Annotated in this window: 15 protein-coding genes and 1 pseudogene; 8 read left to right on the top strand and 8 right to left on the bottom strand. The window is 55.7% G+C overall.

The features are described 5' to 3' along the window. Positions 1-14: 14 nt before the first annotated feature. Positions 15-1322, bottom strand: a complete 1308-nt coding sequence (gene rstB / locus C7M51_RS06795) for a two-component system sensor histidine kinase RstB (RefSeq protein ID WP_160621090.1) — start codon at positions 1320-1322, stop codon at positions 15-17. Then, positions 1319-2044 (bottom strand): two-component system response regulator RstA, encoded by a 726-nt coding sequence (gene rstA, locus C7M51_RS06790; protein WP_160621089.1) that lies wholly within the window; start codon positions 2042-2044, stop codon positions 1319-1321. The genes rstB and rstA overlap by 4 nt, the downstream gene beginning before the upstream one ends. Positions 2045-2224: 180 nt before the next feature. Here rstA and C7M51_RS06785 point away from each other — a divergent pair, with 180 nt between their 5' ends. Then, entirely contained in the window at positions 2225-2638 is a 414-nt protein-coding gene (locus tag C7M51_RS06785; protein ID WP_160621088.1) for a hypothetical protein, read from the top strand. Here the strand turns inward: C7M51_RS06785 and C7M51_RS06780 are convergent, their stop codons facing one another. Beyond that, complete coding sequence (locus tag C7M51_RS06780) at positions 2639-4030, bottom strand: amino acid permease (RefSeq protein ID WP_160621087.1); 1392 nt, start codon at positions 4028-4030, stop codon at positions 2639-2641. A gap of 210 nt (positions 4031-4240) precedes the next feature. Continuing rightward, complete coding sequence (ydgH, locus tag C7M51_RS06775) at positions 4241-5194, bottom strand: DUF1471 family protein YdgH (protein WP_160621086.1); 954 nt, start codon at positions 5192-5194, stop codon at positions 4241-4243. Between the two features lie 512 nt (positions 5195-5706). Between ydgH and pntA the strand changes: the two genes are divergently transcribed. Together pntA and pntB are read left to right on the top strand one after the other, a co-directional pair. Then, positions 5707-7236, top strand: coding sequence for a Re/Si-specific NAD(P)(+) transhydrogenase subunit alpha (pntA, locus tag C7M51_RS06770; RefSeq protein ID WP_160621085.1), 1530 nt, complete (start codon positions 5707-5709; stop codon positions 7234-7236). Between the two features lie 11 nt (positions 7237-7247). Beyond that, complete coding sequence (gene pntB, locus C7M51_RS06765; RefSeq protein WP_160621084.1) at positions 7248-8636, top strand: Re/Si-specific NAD(P)(+) transhydrogenase subunit beta; 1389 nt, start codon at positions 7248-7250, stop codon at positions 8634-8636. Positions 8637-8715: 79 nt separating this feature from the next. On the opposite strand, the gene uspE is transcribed toward pntB, so the two are convergent. Both uspE and C7M51_RS06755 read right to left on the bottom strand, forming a co-directional pair. Further along, positions 8716-9672 (bottom strand): universal stress protein UspE, encoded by a 957-nt coding sequence (gene uspE / locus C7M51_RS06760; RefSeq protein WP_160621083.1) that lies wholly within the window; start codon positions 9670-9672, stop codon positions 8716-8718. A 117-nt stretch (positions 9673-9789) separates the two neighbouring features. After that, positions 9790-10542, bottom strand: coding sequence for an FNR family transcription factor (locus tag C7M51_RS06755; RefSeq protein ID WP_160621082.1), 753 nt, complete (start codon positions 10540-10542; stop codon positions 9790-9792). 397 nt (positions 10543-10939) lie between these two features. Here C7M51_RS06755 and smrA point away from each other — a divergent pair, with 397 nt between their 5' ends. Further along, positions 10940-11503, top strand: a complete 564-nt coding sequence (gene smrA, locus C7M51_RS06750; protein WP_160621081.1) for a DNA endonuclease SmrA — start codon at positions 10940-10942, stop codon at positions 11501-11503. A 36-nt stretch (positions 11504-11539) separates the two neighbouring features. Here the strand turns inward: smrA and C7M51_RS06745 are convergent, their stop codons facing one another. Next, a complete protein-coding gene (locus C7M51_RS06745) occupies positions 11540-12463 on the bottom strand; it encodes a LysR substrate-binding domain-containing protein (RefSeq protein ID WP_160621080.1) in 924 nt (307 codons plus the stop codon). A 333-nt stretch (positions 12464-12796) separates the two neighbouring features. On the opposite strand from C7M51_RS06745, the gene C7M51_RS06740 reads away from it, so the two are divergent. The 4 genes from C7M51_RS06740 to C7M51_RS06725 all read left to right on the top strand — a co-directional run bounded on the left by C7M51_RS06740 (position 12797) and on the right by C7M51_RS06725 (position 19157). Then, the gene (locus C7M51_RS06740; protein ID WP_160621079.1) at positions 12797-14110 is read left to right on the top strand and encodes an MFS transporter; all 1314 of its coding nucleotides are present in this window, start codon (positions 12797-12799) and stop codon (positions 14108-14110) included. Between the two features lie 147 nt (positions 14111-14257). Then, positions 14258-15601 (top strand): 2-oxoadipate dioxygenase/decarboxylase HglS, encoded by a 1344-nt coding sequence (gene hglS / locus C7M51_RS06735; protein ID WP_160621078.1) that lies wholly within the window; start codon positions 14258-14260, stop codon positions 15599-15601. 290 nt (positions 15602-15891) lie between these two features. Beyond that, positions 15892-17412 (top strand): carboxylesterase/lipase family protein, encoded by a 1521-nt coding sequence (locus C7M51_RS06730; protein WP_160621077.1) that lies wholly within the window; start codon positions 15892-15894, stop codon positions 17410-17412. Positions 17413-17495: 83 nt separating this feature from the next. Next, the gene (locus C7M51_RS06725; protein ID WP_160621076.1) at positions 17496-19157 is read left to right on the top strand and encodes a methyl-accepting chemotaxis protein; all 1662 of its coding nucleotides are present in this window, start codon (positions 17496-17498) and stop codon (positions 19155-19157) included. Between the two features lie 59 nt (positions 19158-19216). On the opposite strand, the pseudogene aldA reads toward C7M51_RS06725, so the two are convergent. Next, positions 19217-20657: pseudogene (gene aldA / locus C7M51_RS06720) on the bottom strand (aldehyde dehydrogenase). Positions 20658-20907 lie beyond the last annotated feature (250 nt).

Genomic DNA, 20907 nt, shown 5'->3' with positions numbered 1-20907 from the left:
ATCTCCTTGATAGATTAGGGACGGGGCGCCGTCGTGCCCCGCAAAGGTAAATCAACCGGCCAGCAAAAGCGAACGCTGGCACCGCCCAGCGGGCTGCTGTCGATGGCAACAAAGCCGCTCAGCGCCTGCGCTACCGATTGCACGATCGCCAGACCCAGGCCGCAGCCGCCGGTAGCGCGATCGCGGCTGGGATCGAGCCGGACAAAGGGTTCCAGCACCCGTTGGCGCTCTTCGGCAGGAATACCGGGGCCATCATCTTCCACCTGCAGGCAGGCCAGATTACCGTCAAACCACAGGCCCACCCGCAGCCGCTGCTGCGCGTAGCGCAGGGCGTTATTGACCAGGTTATCCAGCACCCGCTCCATCAGCCGCGTATCCGATACGCCAAAATTTTCGCGCTGCGGCAGATCGAGCGCGATATCGTAGTGGGGATGCACCGAACGAATATCAGCGATGCGCTCGCTGAGCCAGCCGGCAAGATCGACCGGCTGCAAGAACAGCTCCACCTGAGGTCGATCGAGGCGGGCGTAGGTTAACAGCTCCTCAATCAGCGACTCCAGCTGACCAATATCGCGATTAAGCGCGGCGGATTCCGGTGCGCTGAGATTGTCGCTCATCTCCAGCCGGTAGCGCAGGCGCACCAGCGGCGTACGCAGCTCGTGCGCGATATTATCAATCAGCTGTTTTTTACTGGTGACCAGCGTATTGACGTTATCCGCCATCTGATTAAAGGCGACGCCGAGACGCAGCAGGCTGGAGGCGTTATCAAAATGAATGCGTTCATCAAGATGCCCCTGACCGAAGCGCTGGGCCGCCGATTCCAGCTTGAGCATATCTTTCCAGTAGGGACGCATCCAGATAAACACCGGCAGCGCCAGCGACATGCCGATAAAGGCCAGCAGCGCGATATCCAGCAGCCGCATCTCATGCAGATAGAAAAGGTAGGGAATCGGCCCCACCGCCAGAACATAGTGGCTGCGGGGAATATGTTGCAGGAAGGTGTATTCATCATCCAGCGCGACAATTTCCCCGGCGCGCAGGCGGCGCATGCTGCCGGGATCGAGGTGGTATTTACTCATCGGCTCGATATGCAGCTTAAAGGAGAGATTAAGGTCGAGATTATTGATGGTCTTGTTCCAGTCGCGCGGTGGGATCTCGCGCAGCTCGCTGCGCATCAGATAGAGCGAGCTTTTCATTAGATCGTCCATCGACTGACGCCCGGCACGCTCGGCGGTGAACTTGTAGACCAGGCCGACCAGCATGGTCATGACCAGAAAGCAGACAAACAGCAGCAGGTAAAACTGGATAAAAAGTTTTCTCATTCTGCGTGCGCTTCCCAGGCGTGCGGCGCAAACAGATAGCCTTTGTTGCGAATGGTTTTAATGCGGTAGGGCTCGGTAGCGCTGTCATGCAGTTTTTTACGCAGGCGTGAAATGGCTACGTCGATGCTGCGATCCATACCGTCATAGCTGACGCCGCGCAGCGTTTTCAGCAACGCATCGCGGTTGAGGATCTGTCCGGCGTGAATCGCCAGCTCCCACAGCAAATCATAATCGGCGGTGGAGAGGGCGATAATCTCACTGCCCAACGTGACCTGGCGATTAAGCGGATCGATCGTCAGCGAACCGAAACGCAGCGCCTTCTGGCTGTTAATCACCGGGGCGATTTCATCATGCTGTGTCGCGCTTGCCTGACGTAAATGCAGACGCAGACGCGCCAGCAGTACCGCAGGCGGCGTGGTTTTCAGAATATAGTCGTTAGCGCCCATCTCCAGCGACAGAATATGATTCATATCGCTGTCCAGCGAGGTGAGCAGCACAATCGGGCCGGGCCAGACGGCGCGCAGATCGCGGCAGAGCGTCATGCCATCTTTGCCGGGCAGCATAATATCCAGCATCACCAAATCGGGGTGCTCACGGGCAATCACCGCTTCCGCACGGTCGCCGCGACTTTCCACGATCACATCCAGTCCGTGACGGCTGAGCCAGGCGGCAATCAGTTCGCCCACGTCAGGATCGTCTTCAACAAAAACAATTTTATTCATGATGTATGGATAATCAGGCTGCAACTTCAGGCAGCATAGCCTTTTCTGAGAATAACAACCATCAACGCCCATTAAATAACGTAAGAGGTATAGTACAAGTAAGAGAAACTATGCCATTATATCTGAAGGGTTGTTAACGCAGGTTGTAACCCTTTTTTTCTGGCCAGGAGGAGAGTGAGGGTGTCAGATAAACAGCTGGCGTCGGCGGACCTGAAAGATCGCATCTGCTTCAATTATACCGATTTTCTTGCTGCATCCTGCAAAAAACGCTGGAGCTTCGTCGATGCCATTTATGGCGTCATGCCGATCTTCGGCATGGTAACGCGCAGTCCGGCGGATTCGCAGCGGCCGCCTTCCGAACGGCTAAAAGAATTAGCGCTACAAATCATTTCAACCCAGGTCAGCGATGAAATTAACATTGCGCGCCTGATTACGCTGGCTGAACAACAGCACATCGCCCAGTTTGATATTCTGCTGCCGTACCCGCTTTCCAGCGAGCAGCTTGACGCGATTCATCGCGAATATCGTAAGCCGCTGTCGCTTTCGCAGCATGAAGAGCGGCTGACCATTCAGTTCCCAGCCGCCCCGCACTGATTATCGCATTAGCAACCACGATGCTGGCAGCGCGCCCACGAGCAGTAGGGTAATAGCGCTGCGCTCGGCAATACTGAGCGCATGCCGCGCTCTGCCGCCGCGGCGGGCAAACAGGAACAGCAGCATGCCTGGCGCGTAGAGTATCACCGACAGCAGCAGGTGCAGCGGGCCGGAAGCGTACAGCAGCCACAGCCCGTACAGACAGGCACCAAGCGCTACAAAAGTCAGGCGCGCCTGGCCTTTTCCCCATACCAGCTTCAGCAAATAGGCACCGACCAGAAAATAGGGCACCAGCACCATTTCCGAGGCGATAGTCAGCAGCGTGTTGTAGTCAGAATTGGTCAACCAGATCAGGATCAGGCACACCTGCACGCTGCCGTTAGTCAGCCACAGCGAGGCGGACGGGGCGTTATGGCGATTCTGCCTGCTCAGGCTGCGTGGAAATGCGCCCTGCTGCGCTGCGATCAACGGCACTTCAGCCGCCATGATGGTCCAGCTCAGGTAGGCACCGCATACCGAAACCACCAGGCCCAGTGCGATAACGGCGTTGCCCCAGGAACCAATCAGGCGGGTCATCAATCCCGCCATTGACGGATTGCGCATCTCCGCCAGCTCGGCGCGCGGCACAATGCCCAGCGACAGCAGGGTTACCAGCAGATAGACGCAGAGCGCAGCCAGCACCGCCAGCAGCGTCGCTTTTCCGACGTCGCGCTTATTGCGCGCGCGGGCGGAAACCACTACCGCGCCTTCAACGCCGATAAATACCCACAGGGTGATCAGCATCGTCTGCTTCACCTGGCTCCAGACCGGTTGTCCCAGCTCGACGCCGGTGAAATCAAAGCGGAAGCGATCGAGATTAAAGGCAAAGATTGCCAGCACGACAAACAGCCCAAGCGGCACCAGCTTGCCGAGCGTGGCGAGCAAGTTGATGCTGGCGGCGGTTTGTACGCCGCGCAGAACCAGCCAGTGTACCAGCCACAGCAGCAGTGAGGCACCGAGCATCGCCTGCCAGGTATTGCCGTCGCCAAAAACGACATGCCCCGGTGAATCGGTAAAGAAACTTAGCGCAGAAAAAACAATGACCAGATAGGAGACGTTGGCGATCACCGCGCAGAGCCAGTAACCCCAGGCGGAGCTGAAGCCGACCAGTTCGCCGAAGCCGTCGCGGGCATAGGTAAAGATGCCGCCATCCAGTTCCGGTTTCAGACGCGTCAGCAGCAGCATCGCCAGCGAAAGAAAAAGAATGCCCGCGCCGGTGATGGCCCAACCGATTAACAGCGCCGCCGGACTGGCGACCGCCGCCATATTTTGCGGCAGGCTAAATACCCCTGCGCCCAGCATTGAGCTGAGTACCAGCGCGGTCAGCGCGCTAAGGCCTAATTTCTTGTCCAAAAAACCGTCCTGAAACAGAATAAATAACCAGGGAACCGCGTTGCGGCTGTCTTTTCATCAGGCAGAAAGAAAAGGTAACCTTCATTTGCACTGAAATGAGGCGGCGATTTTACGGAGTGCAGGGCTGTCGCGCAATGCGAGTCTATGCAAAAAACGCTACAGAATATTCAGATTATGACGGAGCGGCCCAGGAGCCGCTCCGGGAGAGGATTATTTAAACAGATCGGCGGTAACGGTGAGGTTGCCGCCGCTCTGATTCTGCCACTGGCGGGTCACGTGATAGTACTTCGCTCCTTTGGCTGCGGCGCGTTTAGCAACCGCTTCGGAGATCTCCGTTGGCGTACCGAAATGACCGGTAAAGGTGACGGTATCAAACGGCTGCATCTGTGCCGCGGTAATGGCGTTCACTTCCTGAATTTTGGTGCCGCTCGGCAGGGTTACCGTATAGCGATCGACGGAGCTGGTCTGGGTTTCGAAGAAGCGACCAACTTTGCTGCTTGGCGCTTCTGACGAGGCGACGCCCGGCAGCTCAACCTGTTTCGCTGCGGCACCGCCAGCGGCCAGCGCCGCTTTACCCGCGTCGGAATCGCGAGGGATCACGTTCGGGCTTTGTACCTGACGCTTGGGCGCATCGGCTTTATAAACATAGGCGGTCACGTACTGGTTGCCGCCGCTGTTGGCATCAATCTGACGCACGATAAAGAATGAGGCCGCGCCTTTCTGTTTGGCAGCTTTACCGATCGCTTCGTTTACGTCTGGCTGGCTGCGGTAAAAGCCGCTGATGGAAACCGTGTCATAAGGCTCCAGCGCATAGGCTTCGCCTTTTGGCAGCTCTTTTACGCCGCTGAAGTAGCGATAGGTATGGCTCTCGTCGGCCGCAGGCGCATCGGCGCGATAAAGATCGGCGGTGACGCGCCAGTTGCCGCTGTTACCGGTGGCATCGTTAATACCCTGAATATAGAAAGCAGCGGCGCCCAGGGCGTCGGCACGTTTAGAGACTGCGGCGCTGGCGTCGCCAATAGAGTTAAAACGACCGCTAATATTAATACGTTCGAATGGTTTTAACGCGGCCGCTTTTTCTGGTGCGAGCTCCTGCGCCGCCTGGGCGGTCAGCGTCATGGAAGACAGCAGGGCAGTCACCAGAAGAGTGTTCTTCAGCTTCATAAAATAATCCTTCGCCTTACGCAAAAATTGAGTACGAAAACGTGCTGGACTCTTGATGTGTAACAGATTAGCTGCCGATTATTGCATGTAATAACGGCCGCTGTCTCAGCCAATTTATGCGATTAAGACGCACAGATTTCTCTACTCAACGAGCGCGTCGAGACTATCGGTTTTATATGTACTTTTCATGTCATTTAACGCTATAACAGGTTAGTAATACAAACTATTAAGATAACTGGTTGTTAACAAAAAGTAAATTTACGGTTTTGTTGTGATTTGCAAACGTTAAATACAGCATAAAGCTGCTGCGTAAAGCATCTTCTCGTGGAGAAAATAAAGAATTAGCCCGCTAGTAATACATTTTTGTGCGAAAAGCACTAACGTGATCGTTGTAGCTAGATCGTAAGACATATATTCAGTAGGTTATAACACTTTGATACAAAATATGGGGCGAACAGCGGATCGTTTATTCCGCCGTTCAGGGTCAACACTAACCGATGAAAGGGAAAACTATGTTAATTGGAGTACCCAAAGAGCGGTTGTCTAATGAAGCACGCGTTGCCGCGACGCCAAAAACGGTAGAGCAGCTGCTGAAGCTGGGATTTAGCGTGGCGATTGAGCAGCAGGCGGGCACCGCAGCCAGCTTTGAAGACAGCGCCTATCAGCAGGCGGGGGCCACACTGGTGGATCGCCAGCAGGTCTGGCAGTCTGATATCGTGCTTAAGGTCAACGCGCCGGATGATGAAGAGATTGCGCTACTGCGTGAGGGCAGCACGCTGATCAGTTTTATCTGGCCCGCGCAGAACCCGGAGCTGATGGAAAAACTGGCGGCCCGCAAGATTAACGTGATGGCAATGGATGCGGTGCCGCGTATTTCCCGTGCGCAATCGCTTGATGCGCTGAGTTCGATGGCGAACATCGCAGGCTACCGTGCGGTAGTGGAGGCAGCGCATGAATTTGGGCGCTTCTTTACCGGCCAGATTACCGCTGCGGGCAAAGTTCCCCCGGCGAAAGTCATGGTCATCGGCGCAGGCGTGGCTGGCCTGGCCGCTATCGGCGCGGCGCGCAGTCTCGGTGCCGTCGTCCGTGCTTTTGATACCCGCCCGGAAGTGAAAGAGCAGGTACAAAGCATGGGCGCGGAGTTCCTCGAACTGGATTTTAAAGAGGAAGCGGGCAGCGGCGACGGCTATGCCAAAGTGATGTCACCCGAGTTTATCGCTGCGGAGATGGCGCTGTTCGCCGCGCAGGCAAAAGAGGTGGATATCATTATCACGACCGCGCTGATTCCGGGCAAACCGGCTCCGCGCCTGATCACCGCTGAGATGGTAGCGGCCATGAAACCTGGCAGCGTGGTAGTGGATCTGGCGGCACAGACCGGCGGCAACTGTGAGCTGACCGTGGCGGATAAGGTGATCACCAGCGCCAACGGGGTGAAAATTATCGGCTATACCGATCTGCCAAGTCGCCTGCCGACGCAATCCTCCCAGCTTTACAGTACCAACCTGGTAAATCTGCTGAAGCTGCTGTGTAAAGAGAAAAACGGCGAGATCGATATCGATTTCGACGATGTGGTTATCCGTGGCGTGACCACGGTACGCGACGGAGAAGTCACCTGGCCTGCGCCGCCGATCCAGGTTTCTGCCGCGCCCAAAGCCGCGCAGCCGGAAACGGTCGCACCGGTGGCAGAGACGAAACCCGCCGCGCCGTGGCGTAAATATCTGCTGCTGGCGCTGGCGATTATTCTGTTCGCCTCCCTTGCTAACGTGGCACCTGCGGCTTTCCTCTCACACTTTACCGTTTTCGCGCTTTCCTGCGTGGTGGGGTATTACGTGGTGTGGAATGTCAGCCATGCGCTGCATACGCCGCTGATGTCGGTAACTAACGCCATCTCTGGCATTATCGTCGTAGGTGCGTTATTGCAAATTGGTCATGGCGGCTGGGTAACCTTCTTTGCCTTTATCGCCGTGCTGATTGCCAGTATCAACATCTTCGGCGGTTTTACCGTCACCCAACGTATGTTGAAAATGTTTCGTAAAAACTAAGGAGTAACAATATGTCTGGCGGATTAGTGACTGCAGCCTATATTGTTGCGGCCATACTTTTTATCTTCAGCCTGGCGGGGCTTTCAAAACATGAAACCTCGAAGCAGGGTAATATTTTCGGCATGGCGGGCATGGCGATTGCGCTGCTGGCGACCATTTTTGGACCTGACGCAGGCAGCATCGGCTGGATTCTGCTGGCGATGGTTATCGGCGGTGCTATCGGCATCCATCTGGCAAGAAAGGTTGAGATGACCGAAATGCCGGAGCTGGTGGCGATCCTGCACAGCTTCGTTGGTCTGGCCGCCGTACTGGTTGGCATCAACAGCTATATCGATCATGGACCGGGGCTGGAAGCGGTGATGGAGAATATTCACCTCACCGAAATTTTCCTCGGCATCTTTATCGGTGCGGTGACCTTTACCGGTTCGGTGGTGGCGTTTGGTAAGCTGCGCGGCAAGATCTCCTCGCGTCCGCTGATGCTGCCGCATCGCCACAAGCTCAATCTGCTGGCGCTGGTGGTTTCCTTCCTGCTGCTGGTGATGTTCGTGCGCACCGAGAGTGTCGGGCTACAGATCTTTGCACTATTGATTATGTTGATTATTGCCCTGGTCTTCGGCTGGCACCTGGTGGCTTCTATCGGCGGGGCGGATATGCCGGTGGTGGTTTCGATGCTGAACTCCTACTCCGGCTGGGCAGCAGCGGCGGCAGGCTTTATGCTGAGCAACGATCTGTTGATCGTAACCGGCGCGCTGGTCGGCTCCTCCGGTGCCATCCTTTCCTACATTATGTGTAAAGCGATGAACCGTTCCTTTATCAGCGTTATTGCTGGCGGCTTCGGCAGTGACGGAACGGCAACTGGCGATGAAGAGGAGAGCGGTGAATACCGTGAAATCAGCGCGCAGGATACCGCTGAGCTGCTAAAAAATTCCACCTCGGTCATCATCACGCCCGGCTACGGCATGGCGGTGGCACAAGCGCAGTATCCGGTTGCTGAATTGACGGAAAAACTGCGCGCGCGCGGCATCAACGTGCGTTTTGGCATCCATCCCGTGGCGGGACGTCTGCCAGGACATATGAACGTGCTGCTGGCGGAGGCGAAAGTGCCCTATGACGTGGTGCTGGAAATGGATGAGATTAACGATGACTTCACCGATACCGATACGGTACTGGTGATTGGCGCGAACGATACCGTTAACCCCGCCGCGCAGGAAGATCCGCGCAGCCCGATTGCTGGCATGCCGGTGCTGGAAGTCTGGAAGGCGCAAAACGTGGTGGTGTTTAAACGTTCGATGAATACCGGTTACGCCGGGGTTCAGAATCCGCTGTTCTTCAAAGAGAATACGCAGATGCTGTTTGGCGATGCCAAAGAGAGCGTTGATGCTATTCTGAAAGCGCTTTAAGCCTGATAAAAATGGGCTGTCGACACGATGTCGGCAGCCCGTTTTCGTTTTCCCACAACCGCACGTCCGTCAGTCGCGTTTAATCATCTTCATCATCATCGTCGTCCAGCTCAATGGGTGAGGTGAAATTGTCCGGCTTAATCACCAGCAGATCGCAGCGTAAATGATCGATAACCTGCTCTGCGGTATTACCGAGGAAGGCTGCCGACAGCCCGGTACGCCCAATCGTACCCAGCACCACTACGCCCGCGTTCAGATGCTCCGTCAGCTCAGGGATCACTTCTTCCGGCAGGCCTTTAGCGACGTGGGTGAATTTTTCATCAATGGAAAATTTCTGCCGCAGCGCTTTCATTGCCACCAGATGCTGACCGCGAATAGCGTCGTTATAAACGCTGGGATCGAAATCGGGCAGCTCGATAGCGATATTGATCGGCGTAACCGGATAGGCGCCCACCAGATGTACTTCGGTATGGTTTACCATTTCCGCCAGTTCGGTGGTTTCACGGATAAGCTTCTGGTTCAGCTCATCGTGATGCGGCTCTTCGCTGGCAAGGTTAACCGCCACTACTGCGCGCCCCTGTTCCGGCCAGGGCTGATCTTTAACCATCCAGACCGGGCAGGGACACTTGCGCAGCAGATGCCAGTCGGTTGGCGTAAAGATGACCGACTCCAGCCGATCGTGCTGGTGTGCCATTTTCAGCACTAAATCGTGCTGACCGGATAACACTTCCTGAATGATGGCTTCGAAAGGGCGGTTATGCCAGACGACTTTAATTTCGATATCGACGCCCGCTTCCAGGTAGGCGTGCGCCTGTTCGCGAATCCATTCTGTCCGTTGGCTGATTACCCCTTTGCGCATGGTGACGCGCTCATCAGGTGACAGAAGGGTGGTCATCTCATAAGAAAAATCATAAATAGGCAAAAAGGCCTTAATTTTGCCGCCGATTCGCTGATTGAGATAGACAGCCCGACGCAGCGCGGGCTGATCGTCCTGCTCAGGATCTATCGCCACCAGAATGTTTTGATACTTAACCATAACGGCTTCTCCTAACACCAGAGCGTGTCAGCTAAAGATAGCCCATTAACAGGTCAGGAAAAAGAGAAAAAGTTCCAGCCGGATCAACAAAATAACAAATTGTGACCCGGCCAAATATCAGGCAGCGCCGCGGCTTTGACCAGCCAGATCGGCCAGCATGGTGTGGTCTTCGATGGTGATATATTTGCCTTTTACTGCCAGCATGCCGCTTTTCTGGAAGCGTCCCAGCAGGCGACTGATGGTTTCCACCGTCAGGCCAAGATAGTTACCGATATCGCCGCGCGTCATGGTCAGACGAAACTCGCGCTGGGAGAAGCCGCGCTGACCAAAGCGCCGCGCCAGGTTCCAGATAAAGGCCGCCAGGCGTTCTTCAGCATTTTTCTTCGACAGCAGCAAAATCATATCCTGATCGCCTTTGATTTCGCCGCTCATCAGGCGCATCATCTGCTGACGCAGGGCGGGCATTTTGCCGGAAAGATCGTCGAGCGTCTCAAAGGGAATTTCACAAACCATTGAGGTTTCCAGCGCCTGAGCAAAGCTGGGGTGATGGCCGGAACCGATAGCGTCAAAGCCAACCAGATCGCCCGCCAGATGAAAGCCGGTGATTTGCTCATCGCCCTGTTCGGTAATGGTATAGCTTTTAATCGTCCCGGAGCGAATCGCATACAGCGAACGCAGTTCGTCACCCGCTTTAAACAGCGCCTGACCTTTCTGAATCGGCTTTTTACGCTCGATAATATTATCCAGCTGATCCAGCTCATGTTCATTCAGCGTGAACGGGATACAAAGTTGACTGATGCTACAGTCCTGGCAATGAATTGCGCAGCCACCAGACTGTATGCGACGAATGCTTCGTTTTTCCGGGATCATCTGACATCCTCAACGATAATTGACTGAGGTCAATTTTAACATTTTTCTTGCGCGAAATGGAATCCATAAGCGCACATTTAACCGCATAAAAATCAAGGGTGTTATCATCAGATAACATTAATGTAATTAATGGGGTAAAATATGTGCTTTATTTTGTTAACGAACAAAAACAAAGAAATTTTCCAACAAGGTCTGTCTCAAAATGTGCTTTTAACACTTAAGTAGCCCGAAAGATGGCATGAATAAATTGGCGAAAAAGTGCGTATTTCAGCCCTCTCAATGGCGCATCGACGACCGCTTTGGCAATGTGCTGCTAATCAGTTAAAATTGCCGCGACGTTACCCGTTTTTTTCTTCTTCGTGCATTGCCACGACATATCAGGCGTGAGGTAGGCCCCATGAACCTTGACGATAAAGATCTGTTTCGTGACGCCATGGAAGATGTCACTCCGCTGAAAGATTGCGCAAATGTTCACTGGCTGAAAACGTCAACGCCGAAAACGCCGCGACCGCCAGCGAACGAAGAGATGGAAAATTTTCTTATTCGGGGCTTTCTCGATATCGTTCCGCTCAGCGAGCCACTGGAATATAAAGCCGAAGGCATCCAGCAGGGAGTACTGGATAAGCTACGTCTGGGTAAGTACCGGCTGGATGCCAGCCTGAATTTGCTGCGTCAGCCGGTGGAAAACTGCCGCCAGCAGCTGTTTACCTTTATGATGGAAGCACGTAAGGACAACCTGCGTAACCTGCTGATTGTGCATGGCAAAGGGAGGGAGGATGAATCCCACGCCAATATCGTGCGCAGTTATCTGGCGCGCTGGCTACAGCAGTTTGATGATGTGCAGGCGTTCTGCATGGCGCAGCCGCAGCACGGCGGCAGCGGCGCGATTTATGTTGGTATGCGTAAAACGGAACAGGCGCGGCTGGATAATCGTGAACGGCACGCCAAGCGCAGCCGGTAACCCGCAGGCTGACCTCTGTCAGCCGCTTACCTTTCTCTAACCGGAATGGCTTTTTCGGATCGTCGCCAGTAAAATTTCAGCGCTCAGGCTCAGCGTATGGCCTGAGCGGGTAATAATTCCAACCGGTTCGCCGGGGCCGTGCGAAGCGATGGGCAGGGCAGCCAGCGCGCTGTGCAGCAAATCTTCTTTTACCGCGCCGGACGGCACAAACCACACGTAGTCATAACGTAGCGCCAGTTGACGCGCCAGCGAAGTGGAGGAGGTTTCCACACAGCTGGGCGGCAGTTTGCAGCCTTGCGCATCCATCATCGCCTGAGCGATACGGCGCGGTGCCGTGCCTTCCGGCGAGATCACCACCGGCCATTGCAGAGCGCGTGATAACGTGACGTTGTCACTTAAAAGCGGATGCTCCGGTCTGACTACCAGCCGCAGCGACTCCAGAAACAGCAGCTCATAAACCAGGCCTGACATCATCTCAGCATCGGCCATACGTCCGATCCCAAGATCAAACTCGCCCGCCTTCAGTCCCGCCAGTAATACATTGTTATGTAATGTTGCTACCTGTACCGTGGCCTGCGGCTGCTGTTGATGAAAGCGATCGAGAATTTGCGGCAGCATCCCCATCGCCGCCGTGGTCAACGCGCCCAGACGAATAACGACCGGACGATCGCTCGCAGGATTAGCAAATGACTGCCCGGCATGGTTGAGCGCGTCCAGCACCTTTACAGCGTGAGTAAGGAACTGTTCGCCGATAGTGGTCAGCTGGGCACCCAAACGTCCGCGCTCGAACAAGCGCGCGCCAGTCAGCTCCTCCAGCTCGTTAAGCGTTTTGGATAACGCGGGCTGGCTCAGGCTGAGCGTTTCCGCCGCGCGGCCCAGCGTGCCCTGCTGTGCGACCGCAACGAACGTATGTAGATGGCGCAGTCGAATGCGCTGATTAAACAGGTAGTTTTTTTCCATAACCAGAGAGTAGGAAGGCTAACGGAACAAACGCAAGCGCCAGATTGTGATTTTGTTAACTTTATTGCAAATTAAATTTAACATTAGCATTGTTTGTATAATAAATCACCTGTCTTAATCGAGCAAAAGTAATCTTACTTTTATTTAAGATGACTTTTCCGTATGAATAATTGTTCAATAACCTCTTGAAAAAGTACCGTTAAAAAAATAAACGTTTGAAATTTGCACAATGGCAAGGTCGTAGCCAAATGAGATTGAGTTTCGTTATGATAAGTATTTCTATTCTATTGCGGGCGGATGCGCTTGCTGGCAACCAGCCGCGGAGGGAGTGCATTGAACAGTACACAAGCTATTGATGTACGCCAGCTTATTAATCAGCACGGCCTCAGCGCCTTTCAGCGCCGCCTGATTACGCTGAGCTTTATCATCGTTGCGATGGACGGCATGGATATTGCGCTGATGGGATTCATTGCGCCAGCGCTACGCAGCGCATGGCAGATAACCAGCCACCAGCTTGGCCTGGCAATTGGTGCCGCGCTGGTCGGTCTGGCGCTGGGAGCGATGTTTGCCGGTCCGCTGGCCGATCGCTATGGCAGACGCTGGATCATTATCGGTAGCGTTTTCTTTTTTGGTCTCTGGACGCTGGCAACGGCCATGGCGCAAAGCATTGAGCAAATTATGCTGTTTCGCCTGCTGACCGGCCTGGGACTGGGCGCGGCGATGCCAAACGTGGCAACGCTGATATCAGAGTATGTCCCGGAACGTAAACGCGCCTTTCTGATTACCGTGGTGTTCTGCGGTTTCACCTTTGGGGCCGCCAGCGGCGGGGTAGCTGCCTCATGGCTGATTCCTGGCTTCGGCTGGCACACGGTATTGCTGATGGGGGGAATTTTGCCGTTGCTGCTGGTGCCGCTGCTGCTGTGTTATTTGCCTGAATCGGTGCGCTTTCTGCTGGCGCGCCAGGCACCGGTATCGCGTATCCGGGCTATTGTCGAAAGAATGTGGCCGGAGCGCATGCCTGAAGAGAGCCGTTTTCTCTATCCCGCCGCGACGACATCCGATGTCAGCGCTATCGGTACGGTACTGTCTGAACGCTACCGCTTTGGCAGCCTGATGCTGTGGGGCGGCTATTTTATGGGGCTGTTTCTCGTCTATCTGATTGGCAGCTGGATGCCTGCGTTAATTGGCGATCTGGGGCTAAGCGTTACCGCCGCCGCGCTGATTACCGCCATGTATCAGGCGGGAGGAACGCTGGGATCGCTGTTTGCGGGCTGGCTGATGGATCGCATAAACCCTAACCTGGCGCTGGCGATCATTTACTCTGCCGGTGCCCTGGCAACGCTGTTGCTTGGCTGCGTACCGGCGCAGCCGCTGCTGATGGCGGTTATCGCTTTCTGCTGTGGATTCTGCTTTAACGGTGCCAATACCGGTATGAACGCGCTGGCAGCCAGCTACTATCCGGTGCAGGCCAGGGCGACCGGAGCCAGCTGGATGCACGGTATCGGGCGTCTGGGCGCGATTCTCAGCGCGGTGGTGGGCGCAGAAATGCTGACGCTGGGCTGGTCCTTTAGCCAGATATTTATGCTGCTGGCGCTACCGGCGGTGCTGACCTCGTTAATGTTGCTGGCCAAGCAGCGGCGCGGATAATCACGCGGTTGAACTAATATGTAAACGCGACGTGACAACAATCCTCACCGCACTTTTACTGTATTGATCACAAATTTAACATCTATTCTCCGCCGCGCTGGCGCTTGCTTTACAGTGATGACAAACAGGCGCAACTAAGGCGGGGCTATGGAAAAGTTTGTCAGCGCGGATGCCCTCCGCGAACGTTTTTCTCAGGCGATGTCGGTCATGTATCAGCAGGAAGTGCCGCAGTACGGCACGCTGCTGAAGCTGGTAGCAGAAGTGAACCAACAGGTGCTGGCGCATGATAATGCGCTGGCTGAGCGGCTGGCGGCGACGGATGAACTGGCGCGTCTCAGCGTGGAGCGTCATGGGGCGATTCGTGTCGGCAGCGCACAGGAGTTGAATACGCTGCGCCAGCTGTTCGCCATCATGGGGATGTATCCGGTCGGCTATTACGATCTGGCTCCTGCGGGCGTACCGGTACATTCTACGGCGTTTCGGCCAACGGAAGGCGCTGCGCTACGGCGTAATCCGTTTCGCTTGTTTACCTCGCTGCTGCGGCTGGAGTTAATCGAAGATATCGCGCTGCGGCAGAAAGCCGCGTCGATACTGGCCGAGCGCCAAATCTTTACGCCGCGCTGTCTGGCGTTGATTGAGCAACACCGGCAACAGGGTGGGTTGAACGAAGAGCAGGCAGAGGAGTTTGTGCGTGAGGCGCTGGAAACTTTCCGCTGGCACCAGCAAACTACGGTCGATCGCGCCACCTATGATGCGCTGCACCAGCAGCACCGGCTTATCGCCGACGTCGTCTGCTTTCCCGGCTGCCATATCAACCATCTGACGCCGCGCACGCTTGATATCGATCGCGTGCAGGCGCTGATGCCGCAGTATGGTATTACGCCAAAGGCGATTATCGAAGGGCCGCCGCATCGCCGCGTACCAATCCTGCTGCGACAAACCAGCTTTAAGGCGCTGGAAGAGGCGGTGATGTTTCGCGACGGTAGCGCCGGATACCATACGGCACGCTTTGGGGAAATTGAGCAGCGTGGCGTTGCGCTGACGCAAGCCGGACGCGAGCGCTACGATCGGCTGCTGGCGCAGGCGGGGGGAGGTGCTGATAATCAACAGCATCAACAGGCGCTGGCTGACGCCTTCAGCGATTTCCCGGATAGCGAAACGGCATTACGCCAACAGCGACTTGCCTGGTTTGAATACCGGTTAACGGAGCAGGGACGCCTGCAGGAGATGCCGCCGCAGGCGGATTGTGAAACGCTGATTGCGCAGGGGCTGCTGGCAGCCGACCCACAGGTATATGAAGATTTCCTGCCGGTCAGCGCTGCCGGTATCTTTCAGTCCAACCTGGGTGACGGCAGGCAGGAGGTCTTCTCCGGCGGTGCCGGGCGTGCCGGGTTTGAAGCGGCATTAGGAGCGCCGGTCATTGATGAAATGTCCCTGTATGCAGCTCGTCAGGCAGAAAGCCTGCGCCGCTGTGGATTGCAGGATTACTAGCTCACCGAATCTGCTTATTTATTTCTCTCCCCGTCGTTTATTCTTCTCCCTGATAGTGCAGGCCGCATTGTTGGCCTGCTTACCCTGCTAACATATAAATTTTATTTACGTTAAATATTGACATGTAGCCTGGCGTTGCTCTGGATTTGTTTATCACTGGGCCATGCCGCTATGGCGTAAATCCGTAATTATGGCAAGCGGCATCAGCATAATCTGCAAAATCACCGTCAGCATGGACAATGAAACCGAGCCTGCGAATAATAAAATCGGGCTTTACAATGGAAAAAATAATGAGAAATGAACCTTTAACCATTCACACAGCTGAAGGTGCATTACGCGGTACAGTTGATGACGGCGTTTTTGTTTTCAAAGGCATTCCCTATGCTGCGCCACCGGTTGGGGCGCTGCGCTGGCGCGGCCCGAAGCCGGTTGCCCCGTGGCAGGGCGTACGTGATGCTCTGCAATGGGGCAATGCCAGCTGGCAAAACCGTGAATATTGTGTACTGGCGGGCGGCGGCGAGCCCGGCCCGCTGAGCGAGGATTGCCTCTATCTGAACGTCTGGACGCCAGATATGGAACCTGCCCGGTCTCTGCCGGTCATGGTATGGATTCACGGCGGTGGATTCAGCATTGGCGCCGGTGGATTACCTCCTTACAACGGGCGGGCGCTGGCTGCCCGTGGCGTGGTGCTGGTGACGCTTAACTATCGGCTGGGGCACCTCGGTTTCTTTGCGCATCCGGCACTGGATGCCGAAGTGCCACAGGGTGAAGCGATCAATAACTTCGCGCTGTTGGATCAGATTGCCGCGCTACAGTGGGTGCAGCGTAATATTACTGCTTTCGGTGGCGATCGGCGCAACGTCACTATTTTTGGTGAATCCTCTGGCGGGCGCAGCGTGCTGTCGCTGTTCACCTCGCCGCTGGCCGCCGGACTGTTTCATAAGGGTATTGTGCAGAGCGCCTACAGTTTGCCGGATAAAAAACGGGCTGAGGCACTGGCCTGTGGCGTGGCCGTGGCGCACCACCTGGGGCTGGATAACGCCACGGCAGAAGAGCTGCGCGCCTTGCCCGCCGACAGCTTCTGGTCGCTGCCCGCTCATTTGGGCAACGGGCCGGTGGCTATCGCGGGCGATCGCGTGCTGCCGAAGCCGATGGTGGAGGTTTTCACTGCGGCACGTCAGCATCGCTATCCGCTGATGATTGGCTATAACAGCGATGAAGCCAGCGTGCTGGAATATTTTGGCGTTAATGCGACCGCCGTTATTACCGAACTGCGTGCCCGACGCCCGCTGGCGCTGAAGCTGATCCGCTCGCTGTATGACGAGCACGATGATGTGCGGCTGGGGCGTAAAGTGGCGCGGGATATGGCGTTTGGCACCATGACCCTGCTGGCTGTGCAGGCGCAGCAGCGGCGGGGCGTGCCGGGATGGCGCTATTACTTTGACTACGTCTCAGAAAACTCGCGCGATCTCTGCCGCTATGGCAGCTGGCACGGCAACGAAATTCCCTACGTTATGGATACGCTGAACGCTGAAAACGTGCAGATGGCGGATCGTCCCTTTACCGCAGGGGATCGGCAGTTTGCCCATCGCGTCAGCGAATACTGGCTGCGCTTTGCGCAGGACGCGACGGAGTTTTCCCATCAGCTGGCGGGCGAAACGCCCTGGCCTGCCTGGCGATCAGGGGAGGATATTACGCTGCGCTTTGGCATGAAGGGAGAGGCGGCAATCGTACCACAGCGCCGCTTTATGCGGCTACGACTGCGCCTGTTGCGTTTGCTGGCGCGTGCGATGGTGCGGCTAACAGTATAACTTTACCAAACGCTGCCGATAACAGTCAGGAAGCCCGCCGGAGAGGCGGTATATCCACGGTTGTTGACCGAACTGAGGCAGCTATGCAGCTATTAAAAAATTTCACCATACGCGCCGTCATGCTTTCTATCCTTGGCCTGTTTTGTTTACTCTGGTCGGCGGTTGGCATGTACAGCGTCCATTCGTTAAATGCCCTGAGCGAAGGGAACAGCGTCGATCGGCAGCTGGTGGCGCAAATGACCACGCTCAGCAAAGGAAACGATCAATACTTTCGCTTTGTGACCCGCCTGTCACGCGTGATGGAGACGCGTGCCGCTGGAGGAACGCCGGACGCCGCGGCGTTTGATAATGTACAAAAAGCGCTTGATGGCATGACGCAGCAGCTGGCGCAGTTTACCTCGGCCGCGCCGGGGCCGATGGATGCCGCCACCTCCACGGCGGTAGAAGAGAGCTGGGCGCGGCTACTGGAGCAGGGCGTCAAGCCGCAGATGCAGCTGGCACAGCAGGGTTCGCTGGAGGATTATCGCCGCCATGCCAACAGCGTGACCCCGGCGCTCAGCCGCGAATTTGGCGCGCTGACGGAAAAATATAACGCGGTGGCGAGCGTGATGCTCGATCAGACGCGCGTCAGCGTGGATCGCATTACCATTATTACTCGCATCACTATTATCGTGGCGGTGATCTGTGGCCTGCTGATCCTGCTGTTTACCGATCGCTATCTGGTCACCATGCTGGTGCGCCCGCTGGATCGCATTCGCGATCGTTTCCGTAGCATCGCCGATGGCGATTTGAGCCAGCCAATTGATGATTTTGGTCGCAACTGTATCGGCAAGCTGGTGCCGCTGCTGCGTGCCATGCAGGACAGCCTGCGCGACGCTGTCAGCGCCATTCGTGGCGGTACGGAGAATATTTATCGCGGCGCGGCGGAAATCTCAATGGGCAACAACGATCTCTCTTCACGCACCGAGCAGCAGGCGGCGGCGCTGGAGCAGACCGCCGCCAGTATGGAACAGCTAACGGCAACGGTGAAGCTGAACGCGGAGAATGCGCGTCAGGCCAGCGAACTGGCTGATAACGCCTCGTTGACCGCCAGCGAAGGCGGCAGGCTGGTAAATGATGTGGTCACTACCATGTCCGGCATTTCAGAAAGCTCAAAGAAAATTGCTGAAATTACCAGCGTAATTAACAGCATCGCCTTCCAGACCAATATCCTGGCGCTGAATGCGGCGGTAGAGGCGGCGCGTGCCGGAGAGCAGGGGCGCGGCTTCGCGGTGGTAGCGAGCGAGGTACGTAACCTGGCCAGCCGCAGCGCCGGTGCGGCAAAAGAGATTGAATCGCTGATTGGTGATTCGGTGCAGCGCGTTAACAGCGGCTCCAGACTGGTTAATGAAGCGGGCAGCACCATGAACGCTATCCTGCAGGCGGTCAGTAACGTTACTGAGATCATGAAACAGATCGCCTCCGCCTCGGAGGAGCAGAGCAAAGGCATCGCGCAGGTAGGAATCGCCGTTGCCGAGATGGATACGGTAACGCAGCAGAATGCCTCGCTGGTTGAGGAAGTTTCTGCCGCCGCCAGCGCGCTGGAGCGCCAGACCGAAGATTTACAGCGTTCGGTAGCGAAGTTCCGGCTGTCAGCGCCGGGCAACAGCCAGGCGGTAAAAGCCTCGCTGTCCATTACCGCGCCGGTGCGACAGCATGCGATGCCCGCCAGCGCTGGCGTGAAGGAGGAATGGGTATCCTTCTGATCCTATTGTCCTGATATCGGCAGGTTGCCGCCCTGATAAGGCGGCAGCCTGTTTTCTTCTCAGGAACCGCTGAACTGCAAATAGGCCACCTGGGTTTGCAGATATTCTTCCAGGCCGTGACGTCCGTCGGCACCGCCGATGCCCGATTTACGCCAGCCAGCGTGAAAGCCCTGCATCGCCTCGAAGTTTTCCCGATTGATATAGGTTTCGCCAAATTTTAGCTGGCGTAGCGCGGTCATCGCGGTATTAAGGTTCTGCGTATAAAGCGAGGAGGTCAGGCCATACTCGCTGTCGTTAGCCAGCGCGATCGCCTCATCCAGCGTGCGGAACGTTGCCACCGGCAGCACCGGGCCAAAAATTTCCTCCTGCATTATTGTCATCTCCTGGGTTACGCCGCTAAGGATGGTGGGCTGAAAGAAATAGCCGGTCGCTGCTGCACGCTTTCCGCCGGTAACCAGCTTCGCGCCCTGTTCCAGTGCTTGCGCAACTTTCTGCTCAACCCGTTGCAGGGCTGCGGCGTTAATTAGCGGGCCCATATCGATGTCGTGCTGTTCCGCGGGATTGCCCCAGCGGATCTGGCTGAACGCCGCCGTCAGGCGCGTCATAAAGGCATCGTAAATTCCTTCCTGTACGTAAACCCGCTCCGCGCAGTTACATACCTGGCCGCTGTTAATGATGCGCGAACTGACGATCGCTTTTACTGCCAGATCGAGATCGGCATCGTTCATCACAATTGCCGGAGCCTTGCCGCCCAGTTCCAGCGAAACCTTCGTCACGTTTTGTGCCGCAGCGGTCATGGTTTGGATACCGGCATTTACGCTGCCGGTCAGGCTTACCATACCGACTTTGGCATTAGCGGCCAGCTCCTGACCGACAACCGGGCCATAGCCGAAAACGATATTAAATACGCCTTTAGGCAATCCTACCTGTTGCACAATCTCAGCAAAGATAGCGGCGTTCAACGGCGTCACCTCACTGGGCTTCAGTACAATGGTATTGCCGGTAATTAACGCTGGTGCCGCTTTGCGGGCGATCAGAAAGAAGGGAAAATTCCACGGCAGAATACCGGTGGTAACGCCGATAGCCCTTTTAAAAACGAAAATATTTTCATTAGGGCGATCGCTCTGCACGATCTCTCCTTCATAGCGTCGTGCCCATTCTGCCATATAGTCCAGATAGTCGGCGGTAAACAGCACCTCAGTTTGCGCCAGCCCCTGCGTTTTTCCGCCTTCAGCCACAATGGTGGCGGTCAGTTCCTTCACGCTGGCGGATTCCGCTGGCGATTTTGTGCAGCCAGACGCCGCGCTCTACTGCCGGTAATGCTTCCCAGGCAGGCTGCGCTGCGGCGGCGGCGTCAATGGCGCGTCGGGCATCCTCCACGCTGCCTTCCGGCACCCGTGCGATGACGATTTCCGTTGATGGGTTAACAACATCAATCCAGTTGCCCTGATGTGAAGTGAATGCGCCATCAATAAACATCTGCTTTTGTAGGGTACTCATCGGCCAGGTCTCCGTTATTGATTATGGCTTTCGTGGTTAATGAAAAGATAATGATTTGTATCATTCATCCACCTTGACCTGCCACATCGTGTTTTACCTTCACCTCATTGCCAGAATTAGCGTTTAGCTGGCAAAAACACACGAATTTCCACAATAACAGCGGTAACAGGGTTAATTTGGTTGAGTTGCAACAGGTTATGAACCGAATTTCACGTTTACTGGTGCAGCGGTGATGTAATGGATTTGTGAT

Source organism: Mixta intestinalis (genome assembly GCF_009914055.1).
Taxonomy (GTDB): domain Bacteria; phylum Pseudomonadota; class Gammaproteobacteria; order Enterobacterales; family Enterobacteriaceae; genus Mixta; species Mixta intestinalis.
Note: the sequence above shows the minus strand (reverse complement) of the source record. Positions and strands in the feature narration are given on the sequence as shown.

What these genes read in the sequence shown, in the direction of transcription:
- C7M51_RS06725 (WP_160621076.1), top strand. Translation starts at nt 17,496, where the DNA reads ATGCAGCTATTAAAAAATTTCACCATACGCGCCGTCATGCTTTCTATC.
- C7M51_RS06730 (WP_160621077.1), top strand. Translation starts at nt 15,892, where the DNA reads ATGAGAAATGAACCTTTAACCATTCACACAGCTGAAGGTGCATTACGC.
- C7M51_RS06755 (WP_160621082.1), bottom strand. Translation starts at nt 10,542, where the DNA reads ATGATCCCGGAAAAACGAAGCATTCGTCGCATACAGTCTGGTGGCTGC.
- smrA (WP_160621081.1), top strand. Translation starts at nt 10,940, where the DNA reads ATGAACCTTGACGATAAAGATCTGTTTCGTGACGCCATGGAAGATGTC.
- rstB (WP_160621090.1), bottom strand. Translation starts at nt 1,322, where the DNA reads ATGAGAAAACTTTTTATCCAGTTTTACCTGCTGCTGTTTGTCTGCTTT.
- pntB (WP_160621084.1), top strand. Translation starts at nt 7,248, where the DNA reads ATGTCTGGCGGATTAGTGACTGCAGCCTATATTGTTGCGGCCATACTT.
- rstA (WP_160621089.1), bottom strand. Translation starts at nt 2,044, where the DNA reads ATGAATAAAATTGTTTTTGTTGAAGACGATCCTGACGTGGGCGAACTG.
- hglS (WP_160621078.1), top strand. Translation starts at nt 14,258, where the DNA reads ATGGAAAAGTTTGTCAGCGCGGATGCCCTCCGCGAACGTTTTTCTCAG.
- pntA (WP_160621085.1), top strand. Translation starts at nt 5,707, where the DNA reads ATGTTAATTGGAGTACCCAAAGAGCGGTTGTCTAATGAAGCACGCGTT.
- ydgH (WP_160621086.1), bottom strand. Translation starts at nt 5,194, where the DNA reads ATGAAGCTGAAGAACACTCTTCTGGTGACTGCCCTGCTGTCTTCCATG.
- C7M51_RS06745 (WP_160621080.1), bottom strand. Translation starts at nt 12,463, where the DNA reads ATGGAAAAAAACTACCTGTTTAATCAGCGCATTCGACTGCGCCATCTA.
- uspE (WP_160621083.1), bottom strand. Translation starts at nt 9,672, where the DNA reads ATGGTTAAGTATCAAAACATTCTGGTGGCGATAGATCCTGAGCAGGAC.